This window comes from Eximiradius sp., assembly GCA_937127445.1.
GTDB lineage: Bacteria > Bacteroidota > Ignavibacteria > Kapaibacteriales > UBA2268 > JAKIZO01.
Window position 1 is genome coordinate 21957 of sequence record CAKZLY010000002.1, and the last position, 11830, is coordinate 33786.

The 11830-nt window shown below is 32.8% G+C and carries 9 protein-coding genes; 5 read left to right on the top strand and 4 right to left on the bottom strand.

All coding sequences use genetic code 11. The features are described 5' to 3' along the window. Positions 1–88: 88 nt before the first annotated feature. From AC6QZF_RS00170 to AC6QZF_RS00185, 4 genes are all read right to left on the bottom strand, one after another. A complete protein-coding gene (locus AC6QZF_RS00170) occupies positions 89–1111 on the bottom strand; it encodes a formylglycine-generating enzyme family protein (protein WP_499797860.1) in 1023 nt (340 codons plus the stop codon). A 96-nt stretch (positions 1112–1207) separates the two neighbouring features. Continuing rightward, positions 1208–2995 carry a phosphoenolpyruvate--protein phosphotransferase gene (ptsP, locus tag AC6QZF_RS00175; protein ID WP_499797862.1) on the bottom strand — a complete coding sequence of 596 codons (1788 nt, stop codon included), beginning with the start codon at positions 2993–2995 and terminating at the stop codon, positions 1208–1210. Further along, a complete protein-coding gene (locus AC6QZF_RS00180; RefSeq protein ID WP_498369150.1) occupies positions 2995–3261 on the bottom strand; it encodes an HPr family phosphocarrier protein in 267 nt (88 codons plus the stop codon). The genes ptsP and AC6QZF_RS00180 overlap by 1 nt, the downstream gene beginning before the upstream one ends. Positions 3262–3515: 254 nt before the next feature. Then, positions 3516–3647, bottom strand: coding sequence for a hypothetical protein (locus tag AC6QZF_RS00185; RefSeq protein WP_499797863.1), 132 nt, complete (start codon positions 3645–3647; stop codon positions 3516–3518). Positions 3648–4119: 472 nt separating this feature from the next. Between AC6QZF_RS00185 and AC6QZF_RS00190 the strand changes: the two genes are divergently transcribed. The 5 genes from AC6QZF_RS00190 (at position 4120) to AC6QZF_RS00210 (ending at position 11826) form a co-directional block, all read left to right on the top strand. After that, the gene (locus AC6QZF_RS00190) at positions 4120–6417 is read left to right on the top strand and encodes a PAS domain S-box protein (RefSeq protein WP_499797864.1); all 2298 of its coding nucleotides are present in this window, start codon (positions 4120–4122) and stop codon (positions 6415–6417) included. A 76-nt stretch (positions 6418–6493) separates the two neighbouring features. Then, entirely contained in the window at positions 6494–7546 is a 1053-nt protein-coding gene (gene recA, locus AC6QZF_RS00195; RefSeq protein ID WP_499797865.1) for a recombinase RecA, read from the top strand. Position 7547: 1 nt separating this feature from the next. Next, positions 7548–8567 (top strand): HPr(Ser) kinase/phosphatase, encoded by a 1020-nt coding sequence (gene hprK / locus AC6QZF_RS00200; protein ID WP_499797866.1) that lies wholly within the window; start codon positions 7548–7550, stop codon positions 8565–8567. A 30-nt stretch (positions 8568–8597) separates the two neighbouring features. Next, positions 8598–10517 carry a protein-disulfide reductase DsbD family protein gene (locus AC6QZF_RS00205; protein ID WP_499797867.1) on the top strand — a complete coding sequence of 640 codons (1920 nt, stop codon included), beginning with the start codon at positions 8598–8600 and terminating at the stop codon, positions 10515–10517. A gap of 1 nt (position 10518) precedes the next feature. Beyond that, complete coding sequence (locus AC6QZF_RS00210; RefSeq protein WP_499797868.1) at positions 10519–11826, top strand: MFS transporter; 1308 nt, start codon at positions 10519–10521, stop codon at positions 11824–11826. The last annotated feature ends 4 nt before the right edge of the window (positions 11827–11830 follow it).

The following is an 11830-nucleotide window of genomic DNA, read 5'->3' on the forward strand; positions in this document are numbered from 1 at the left end:
CTATGAAAAAATATTAAGAATTTAGTCTAATTCATTAACGTATTTGTGTAATTATTAATTTAGTAAAAAAAGGAAAATTAAGCGACGTTCACTTGTTTCTAACTAATCTAATTCCCACAATATTATTTGGACTACGCCGGGAACTATATCGAGCATAAGATTTCGGATCAAGGAAGCATCCACCTCGACTTATCCGTTCTTTGCCTTGATTTTGGATAGGATTAATTGTATCAAATGGGTTATATTTAGCATAAGCATCCCAGCACCATTCACATACATTACCTGACATATCGAATAATCCAAAGGCATTTGGTAATTTCTGCCCTCCAATTTTAGGCATACCACCAGAATTTTCAATAAACCATACAGATGAATAAATATTCACAGGGACATCCATTGTGCTGCCCGCTCTTGCCAGATATTCCCACTCGGCTTCAGTAGGCAAACGCCATCCGTTTGCAGTAGTATCAAAAACAACAATAGTATCATTAATAGAATATACAGCTTTTAATCCATCTTTTTCAGATAATTTATTGCAAAAAATTATTGCATCCAGCCAAGATACATTGTAAACTGGAAGTGCATAATCTTTGATAGTACTTGGGTTGTTTTTCGTTATAAACTCATAAAGCCTTTGTGTTATTTCTTTCTTTGACACTTCGATTGTTTTAGTAAGATAAACGTTTCTTATAGGCAACTCATCTTCAAGACCTGTTGTACTGCCCATTTTAAAATAACCTGAACTCACTGTTATGATTTCTAATGGAGGATACGGCAGTACAGTTAAATTGATTTTTTCACTCGTATCTTTACCGAATACGATATAAAAATAACCGCTGGGAATTTGCTCATCAATAATTAGACCGATAGAATTAGCTCGCCAATAAAGACAGTCATTTTTTCTAATAACAACGCTATCATTAAAAATAATAGCTGCACTATCATAATTTAATGGGAAATTTTTCCCAAAGATAATTAATGTATCTGTTGGATACGTAATATGATTAGAAAGACTTGTGATCTTTGGTGAACCTGATGAAATCGCGAAATCATTATTGCCATCGCAGGAAAAAAGAAAAATTGCAATAAATATGTATATAAAAAATTTCATTACCAAAAATTAATGAATTATTAATTCAAATATAATATTTAGATGTAGATAAAACAACTAAATTAATTAAATGATAAGAAGGAATTAAAGGACTAACTAAATTTCATTCAATTCAGTTATGCTATGACGACCTATTGCTTTTTCAAGTTTCGTTTTAACTTCGAAATAATCATTAGAGTTCAAAATATCCTCGGCAATTAATTTTGCTTCTGAATAGGTCAATGATCTAATCCTGTTTTTTAATTCGAGCAAAAGAGAAGGCGCAACACTCAATTCATCTACATCCATTCCAATAAGCAATTGAGTAGCTGCAGCATGCCCAGCTAATTCTCCACATATGGAAACAGTAACACCATTTTTGTGAGCAGTTTTTATGATAAAATCAATTAATCGCAGAACGGAGGGATGGAAATCGTCGAAAATATCAGAAACAAGTTCGTTATTTCTATCTGCAGCCAAAGTATATTGTGTAAGATCATTTGTACCGATACTGAAAAAATCAGCTACTTTTGCTAATCCATCAGAAATAATCGCGGCAGCAGGTGTCTCTATCATCACTCCAAGAGCAATACGATTATCGAAAAGAACACTATCTTGTTGAAGTTCGGTTTTACATTTTTCCAAAATTTTTCGAGAAATTTCAACTTCGTGCAACGAAGTTACCATTGGGAGCATAATTTTTAAGTTTTTATTGACTGAAGCGCGCAGTAATGCTCGAAGTTGAGCTTTGAATATATCCTGACGAGAGAGTAGAAAACGAATTCCTCGCAAACCTAATGCAGGATTAAATTCTTTAATTGGCAAACCTTCAACAAATTTATCGCTACCTAAATCAAAAACTCTTATTGTAACTGGTTTTGGATAAGCTCGTTCGCAAATTTCTCTATACCATTTATACTGAGTTTCTTCATCGGGGAAACCTTTCAATTCCATGACCAAATTCTCAGAACGGACAAGTCCATAACCATCAGCTCCATTGATTTCTCCAGAGCGTACATCATCTAAGAAATTCACATTGCCAAGCAAAGAAATTCTCTTCCCATCAAAAGTTTCCGAGGGAAGCTTTGCTAATGCTCCAAGATTTCTTTTGTGTTCCTCTAATGCCTCAATCTTTTGTAAATAAACATCTCTAACATCTTTCTTCGGCTTCACTACAACAATACCAGCAAATCCATCGACAATTAATTCTGTCCCATTTTTAATAACATCTGTTGCATTATGTACACCAATTACAGCTGGGATGTCAAAGGAACGAGCCAGAATTGAAGCATGAGAGGTTACTCCACCAACTTCAGTAATTATGGCAAGTATTCCAGCTTCCTTGAAATTCACTATATCAGTTGTTGTTAAAGCTTGAGCAACAACTATTGATTGCTGACTTTTTTCATAATCTATTGATTGATCTTTTAGCGATGCAAGAAGCTTACGTTTAATATTATCAATTTCGTTGGCTCGTTCTTGCAACAAAGCATCTGAAGCATTTAGAAAAAATTTTCTCTGATTGTCGAATTCAGAAACAATAGCACTTTCAACACTGAAACCATCTTTAATCCTGTTTCTAATCCCATCGTATAAAATGGGGTCGGTTAGAATTAACAAGTTAGTCTCAAGTATAGCAATAACATTACTACCGAGAGAACGAACTTTATGCAGGCTCTGCATAAATTGATGAACTAAGTTTGTATGCGCTTTTTCAAATTTTAATAGTTCATTTGATATTTCTTCACTTGGAATTTTAATTGATGGACTAATTAACGATTCTGGTTGCAAAACTATAGCATTGCCTAACGCTATACCCGCCGAAGATGGAATCCCTTTCAGAACAAACTGTTCTTTAAGTAGTTTATAATCTGTTTTGCCATATATTACTTCTTGAGGAGCCATTAAATTTCACCGAAACCACTTTCAAATAACTTAACAATCTCATCTACTGCTTCTTGTTCGTCTGGTCCTTCGGCACGCACCTTAATTTCACTACCTTGTTCTGCTGCAAGCGTCATTACTCCAATTATACTTTTACCATTTATTGCAAACTTATCTCTAATTAAATATATCTCAGACTTAAATTTAGAAGCCAATTTTACAATACTTGCTGCTGGTCGAGTGTGTATGCCTGAACGATTAACAACTTTGACTAATTTTTCAACCATTAGTAACAATATCCATATTCATCAATTTAATATATAAAAACAATTATTCGTTAATATAAATAAAATATGTGCTTTTTGCAAGTGTAAAATTAATGGCATTATAAAAAAAATGATTTAAATTTAATTTTACAGAATATTGTTAAATATCAGATTGTTTGGTCTGCAAAATCCTAAACAAGAGCTTATTGGTATTGCCTGCTCTCAAGAACGCCAGCGGTGCTTCTCTCATCTTCGCTACTTACGAAATACAACAACTAAACATTTTTGAAGAATTGGCTAATTATGCTTGTAAATAAATTGGTTACAAGCTGCTCTGCAGTTCGCTCAATAAATTTCTCGGCGTTCTCGAACGCACTCCACCTAATCATCCACATAGCTGCTTGCATTTGCTCTTCAAATCGAAATTAAATTCGCTTTTCAGAGACTCGTAGTCACTCCGACATCTCATTTTGTTCAATGTTTTGGCAGTTGTATGATACAGTAAGCTTTTGAATTTTTTTGGAATTCACGAACTATAATGATTAAAAATTGCTTCACAATGCTGCGAAACTGCTCTGCAAAAATCTTTATGACTTATATAAAATTATCTCAGAAGATTTCGAATCGACATAACAAAGGAATCTTAAATGTCCACTTTTCTGCTATCAATTCAAATGGAATATAATGTTTGCGGTAGTAAATTTAAAGAAATCATCTTAAATCTAAAACAACCTATCATTTGTGTATTATACGTTATGTTTTTGAAACCATTTTGTGTTTTTAATTAATTTTTTTTTATTATTTATTAATTTTACAATTACTGTTTGTTTCGTATCTTATAGTCAAAAAATTTTTCCACATTTTTAATTTAATAATAAAATGACTTATGTACATCTCAACATCGCTAATATATTGAATTTAGAAAATATTGCTAATTTTCTGGAATTTATTCCATATGGAATACTTTTTTACCAATTTAACGAACCGGATTCATTAGAATTAGTTTACTGCAATAAGTTTGCTGGTGATATTTTGCAAATTGACTGCGAGAAATTGACGGCTAAAAAAGATTTTAGTGACATTTGGAAAAATTCTGATACTCTTAAATTAAAAGATAAATTTCTAAGTGTTTTAAAGACAGAAAGAATTAGAGAATTAGACGATGTAAACTATATAATTAATGGCTCCAAATTTATCTTCAAAATAAAACTATTTAAATTTGAGAATAATAAACTTTGTGTAATCTTCGAAGATATTCATAAACAAAAACAAATAAAGGAAAAGTTAGAAAAACTAGATGAAAAATTTGTGCAGTTAATAGAAAACTCATATGATGCCATATACATTTTAGAAGGACGACATTATAGCTATGTAAACCCACAATTTGTTAATTTACTAGGGTATACTTTGAAAGAAGTTACTTCTCCTGATTTCGATTTTAGCGTATTACTAACAGAAAAGAGCAAGGAAATTGTCGAACAACGTTATAAAGCACGTCTGAGAGGTGAATATGTCCCTAGCAAGTACCAAACTCAACTATTATCCAAATTTGGTGAAGTGAAAGAAGTCGAGATTTCTACTGTATCACTTTCATCTGCTGGTGAAGTTGCAGTAATGGGGATTATACACGATATCACTGATAGAATACGCTTGGAAACAGAATTGTTAAATTCAATGAAGACTTATTTTGGAATAATTAACAGCTTAAATGAAGCCGTGTACATATTAAATAGAGAACATAAATTTATTTTTGTTAATAAAGTTGCAGAAAAATTTTATGGGTATAGCCTTGAAGATTTCGTTGACAAAACTCCTGAATTTTTATCAGCTGAAGGAAAAAACAATTTAACCGCTGTAAAAGAAATGATAGATTTGGCATTTGAAGGAATAAATCAGCAATTTGAATTTTGGGGGAAGCGTGTTGATGGGAGTATTTTCCCGAAAAGTATAATATTATCGAAAGGAGATTATTTTGGTGAAGAAGTAGTAATAGCATCTGCTCGCGACATTACAATAAATAAAATTTTAGAAGAAGAATTATTAATAGCAAAGGAAAAAGCCGAAGAAAGCAATAGATTAAAGAGTGCATTTATATCTAACTTAAGCCATGAAATACGGACACCACTGAATGGAATTCTTGGATTTGCTAATTTGCTTTCTGAACAAAACTTATCTGATAAAGAAAAAACAGAATATACAGTTTTGCTCAACAACAGTTCTGAAAGACTATTAAAAACAGTCAACGATGTCATCGAATTATCTAAAATTGAAACAGAACAATTAGAGATTAACTATTCATCGTTTAGCTTAAGTAACTTGATAACTGAACTTTATGAGTCGTATTTAATAAAATTTAAAGAAAAGAGAATCGGATTCAAGTACTTCATTGATAAAGAAATAGAGAATGTAGTTGTTCATTCGGATGAGAGAAAATTATTTACAATTTTAGATAAACTTATTAATAACGCACTAAAATTCACAAAAAATGGAAGCGTTGAATTCGGATGCTGGAAAAAAGGAAATAATATTGAGTTTTTTGTTGAAGACACAGGAATAGGGATTTCTGAGGAAAATCAAGAAAAAATATTTGAGGCTTTTGTCCAGGAGGACCCAACTTTTACAAGAAGCTATGAAGGAGCAGGAATAGGACTTACAATTGCAAAGGGATTAGTAGAATTGATTGGTGGAAAAATGTATTTAAATTCATTTAAGGGAAAAGGAAGTAGATTTTATTTTATTATTCCGATTGAAAAATTAACCGTAGTGGATATTACTAAAAATAATGATAATGAAATACCGGAACAGAATATTTCAAAAAGAAAAGTATTAATCGCGGACGATGATATAACAAATGTTACTTTATTAGAAAAAATATTATCAAACAACTTTCACGACATTGAAATTGTTAAAGCAATGAATGGAGACGAAGTTATAGAAAAAGTAGAAAAAATAAAAAATTTAGTCCTTATTTTGCTGGATATTAAGATGCCAAATACAGATGGAATAAAAGCTGCAAAAATACTACGAGAAAAAGGTTTTAAAGTACCAACAATTTTCATTACTGCTTCAACTTCACCAGAAGATAAGAAAAAAGCTTTGGAAGTAAGTTATGATGATTATATTTTAAAGCCAATTAATGTTATAGATATTCTAGAAAAAATTAGGCGATTTTTATAAAAATTTATTCATATTTTACGCATTATTTAATATTTTGTATAATAAAATTTTTGTTAAATAAACAATAAAAAACAAAATGGCAAAAGAAGAAATACAAAAAATTAGTGACGAAAAACAAAAAGCTGTAAAATTAGCAATTGAACAAATCGAAAAGAACTATGGCAAAGGCTCAATAATGAGATTGAGCGATAGAAACGTAGTACAAGTGGAAGCAATTCCAACCGGGTGCTTATCGCTTGATGCGGCTATTGGAATTGGAGGAGTGCCAAGAGGAAGAATTACGGAAATTTTTGGTCCTGAATCATCTGGTAAAACAACTATTTGCTTGCACATAATTGCTGAGGCTCAAAAGAGAGGCGGAATAGCAGCATTTGTTGATACAGAACATGCTCTTGATGTCAAATATGCTGAACGTCTCGGAGTTGATCTAAATAATCTGTTACTTGCACAACCAGAATTCGGTGAACAAGCCTTAGAAATTGTTGAAACGCTTGTTAGAAGCAATGCAATTGATGTAATTGTAATTGATTCCGTTGCAGCGCTTACTCCACGTGCAGAAATCGAAGGTGAAATGGGAGATGCGCAAATGGGCTCGCAGGCAAGGTTGATGTCGCAAGCAATGAGAAAATTAAATGCTGCAATAGGAAAAACAAAAACTACTGTTATTTTTACAAATCAGCTAAGAAGTAAGCTTGGAGTTGTTTATGGCAATCCTGAGACAACTACAGGTGGCAATGCGTTGAAATTCTATGCTTCTGTCAGAATTGATATTCGCCGTAAAGAAGTTATCAAAGATGGTCAAGAGGCAATTGGAAGCAGAACAAAAGTAAAAATAGTCAAAAATAAGGTCGCTCCACCATTTAAAGAAGTAGAATTTGATATTCTTTATAATGAAGGTATCTCAAAAATTGGAGATTTAATGGATGTTGCAATTGAACACGGAATTATAACAAAGAGCGGTTCTTGGTTCACTTACAAAGATGAAAGAGTGCAAGGACGAGATGGACTAAAAAAAATATTATCAGAAAGGCCTGAGTTAATGAACGAATTAGAAGAAAAAGTTAGAAATGTATTAAATAGCAATCCTTCATTTACCAAAACTTCATCTAAAACTGAGATAGAATTGTAAGATGAAATTTGAAGAATTAGAAGAAATAACGCAGGAAAGTATCGTTGTCGAATCTTTGCTAAGCTCTCCTGCTAAATTAAAGCTTCTTACGGGAAATATTGGATTAGATAAATTAATTAAGAACAAAGATTTGCATCGTCCGCAACTTGCATTGGCGGGTTTTGTAGAGCTTTTTAATCATAATCAAATCCAAATTATTGGAAATACAGAGTATTTCTATTTAAAAAGTTTAACAAAGCAACAAAGGATTAATTCAATAAAAAACCTGGCTCAATTCGATATACCTTGTGTTATCATTACAAATGGACGAGAACTTTTCCCAGAATTTTTACAGATTGCAAAAGAACATAATATTCCTATTTTTTCGACTGATTATAATACTACAAAAGCATTTAATCTTTTATCAGAATATTTAGATGATCAGTTTGCACCACACGTTGTTGTTCATGGTTCATTTGTTGATGTCTACGGCGTAGGAGTTCTTTTTGTTGGCAAAAGCGGTATTGGAAAAAGTGAAATCGCTCTTGATTTGGTTGAGCGTGGTCATAGACTTGTTGCAGACGACATAGTTATGCTAACAAAGAAACGTGAAACAATAATAATGGGAACGGGAACAAGTTTAGTCCAACATTTTATGGAAATTCGCGGATTGGGAATAATAGACGTCAGACAAATGTTTGGTATCCGTGCAATTCGCTTTCAGAAAAGGCTCGAAATAATTGTTGAATTAGAAGAGTGGTCCCAAAATCAAGAATATACAAGAACAGGATTAGATGAGACTTATGCAAACATCATGGGTGTAGAAATTTCAATGGTCAAACTGCCAATTATTCCTGGCAAGAACATCACAGTGATTGCCGAAGTAATAGCGATAAATTATCTATTGCGCACTTATGGATATAATGCAGCCAAAGTATTTACAGATAATCTCAAAGATGCAATAAAAAAACGTTCCGCTGGACCACAAAGAAATTTTCAGGATAAAAGGCTTATAAATTATTTCCAAGGCGATAATGAATAATTGAAAGTTATATATCGAGGTATATTAATTATGAAAAAATTATTTTTGTTATTCTTCTTTCTTTTAATTGGATTACATACAAATTTAAATGCTAATGCTCCTGTTAAATTAGTTGCAAACCCCTCAAAATTAGAAGTCAAAAAAGGCGAAAAATTTAATGTTCAGCTTACTATGACTTTCAATGGACATTGGTACTCTTATTCACTTGTTGAAGTTGTAGGACCGGATGGATTAGGTCCAATGCCAACCGTTATTAGTGCAGAACCAAATAGTTTAGTCGAATTATCCGACAAAGTCAAAGAACCAAAGCCGAAAAAAAAATTTGATAAAGCCTTTGAAATTGATGTATTATATCATAAAGGAACAGTAAACTTTATTGTACCATTAATAGCTAAAAAGGATTTAAATTTTTCCACAGATAAAGTAAAAATAATTGCAAATATGCAACTTTGTGAGGACGAAAGATGCCTTCCACCCGAGGATTATGTCGCGATAGTATCCAACGAAACCTATATCGACAATGAAAAAGAAGCATATGAACAAGGAATAGATACTGCTTCAAATAATTTGACCGTGAGTATCAAAGACACAGCAAAAGATACAATTACCAAGGTTGAGCATTATAAATCAGGAACAAAATCTGAGTTAGAAGAAAAAAAAGAGCAAGGGATATTATCATTCTTATGGTTTTCTATGACAGCAGGGGCACTGGCGTTATTAACGCCTTGTGTTTTCCCGATGGTGCCAATTACGGTTTCATTTTTCACAAAGAGAGCTGAAAAAAACAAAGGAAAAGGACTTAGAGATGCATTAGTTTATGCATTTGGTATTATTTTCACTTTTACAGGACTTGGCTTCTTATTCTCAATTTTATTTGGTGCAAGTGGAATACAGGATTTCACGTCCAGTCCGTGGGTAAATTTTGTAATTGCAATTATTTTTATTGTTTTTGCATATAGTTTGTTTGGTGCTTTCGAGTTACAAATACCAACATCAATAACGAACAAACTTAATCAAAAGAGTATGCAGGGAGAAGGTATTTTTAGTGTAATCTTGATGGGACTTACATTTTCGCTGGCTTCTTTTTCTTGCACTGGTCCATTGGTTGCAGCTGCACTGGTAAGTGCGGCATCTGGTGAATGGTTCTATCCAATTATCAGTATGCTTGGATTTTCAACAGTTCTTGCTGCACCGTTTTTTCTGCTTGCATTATTCCCAACTGCTCTCTCATCTTTGCCACGTGCGGGTGGATGGATGAATAATATCAAGGTTGTGCTTGGTTTTCTCGTAATTGCTGCAACGCTAAAATTTTTGAATAATGCTTTTGCTGATTGGGGAATTGGATTAAGTCGCGAAGTATTTTTAGCTATTTGGATTGCTTGCCTTGCGCTTGCTACTCTCTATATACTTGGCATATTCAAAATGTCGCACGATGCACCTGTTGACTCAGTGAGTCCAACTCGTTTAACTTTTGCAATACTATTTGCAAGCATTACTTTGTATATTTCAACTGGATTTTTCAGCCCATCAATGGGCTTTCTCGAAGCATTTTTGCCTGCATCAGAAACAATCTCCAATGTTATTGGAACCGCCCAAACAAAACAAAAATGGTTTGACAACATTGAGCAAGCAAAAATTGAAGCAAAAAGCTCAAATAAACTTCTATTACTTGACTTCACTGGTAAGCACTGCCCAAATTGCAGGCTTATGGAAAGAAATATATTCACATTACCAGAAGTTTCTGCAAAATTAAATGAGCTTGTCAAAGTTAAGTTAATAACAGATTTGCGAGAAGAACCATACATTTCGAATAAAAAATACCAAATGGAGAATTTCAACACGGTGGCAATTCCATTTTATGTGCTGATGGATGCAAATGGTGAAATAATTAATCAAATTGGATACACTCCAAATAAAGATGAATTTCTGAAATTTTTAAACTCAAAATAAAATGTCCAATTCAAGTAAAAAAGAAAGGCTGGGTTGGTATTTTTATGATTGGGCTAACTCAGCCTTTCCTACAACTGTAATTACAGTTTTTTTAGGACCATATATAACTTCAATAACAAACAACGTTTCCGTAAATGGACAGATAAATGTTTATGGGATAGCAATTGCAAGTGGTTCATACTATCCATATTTAGTTTCAATTTCAGTTTTTCTTCAAGTATTTTTCCTGCCAATAATTGGAAGTATTGCTGATAAAACAAAAGCCAAAAAATTAATATTGGGTATCACTGCTTATATAGGAGCATTGGCAACACTATGTTTGTTTTTTTTGGATGGGAATAGATATATTTTGGGTGGTTGGATGTTTGTAATTGCCAATATTGCTTTTGGTGCTTCGATTGTAGTTTATAATTCAATTTTGAATGATATCTCGACAATCGACGAACGAGATAACGTATCATCGAAAGGCTGGGCATTCGGTTACATCGGTGGTGGTTTGCTGCTTCTGATTAATCTTGTTTTCTTTAACAATGCGGGAAATTTTGGAATAAGCACATCAGATGCTGTCCGTATTTGCCTAGCATCAGCAGGAGCCTGGTGGTCTGTTTTCACTGTATTTCCTTTAATGTGGATAAGAAAATACAAAAATCAGATAAAGAAACAAAATAAAAAACCAATAAAAATATTAAAGGGTGGTTTCGAGCAGTTTATTGATACGTTCAAAAATGCCAAGAAATATCCAAGAACGCTATATTTTTTGATTGCATATTTGATGTATAACGATGGAGTGCAAGCAGTAATTGCACTTGCAGCACAATTTGGACAGGAAGAACTTGGTCTGGAAATGTCTTTTTTGACATTTGTAATATTGATTGTTCAGTTTGTTGCTTTTGGTGGTGCATTATTTTTCGGTAAACTTGCCAATTATTTAGGAACAAAAAAAGCATTAGCAACAAGCATTACTATATGGATCTGCGCAATTATTTTCGCATTTGGATTTTTATACGGAAAAACTGAATTTTTAATTTTAGGGCTGACAATTGGCTTAGTAATGGGTGGCACCCAGGCTTTGAGTCGTTCGCTTTTTTCCAAAATCATTCCTAAAAATCAAGAAGCAGAGTATTTCAGTTTCTATGAAATTAGTGAACGTGGGACAAGCTGGCTTGCACCATTGCTTTTTGGTTTGGTGTACCAATTTACTGCATCATATCGGCTGGCAATATTATCGCTACTTGTATTTTTTGTTATAGGTTTATATATGCTTTTACGAGTTAAATTAGAAAAAGCAATTATTGATTCACAATCCTAATTAT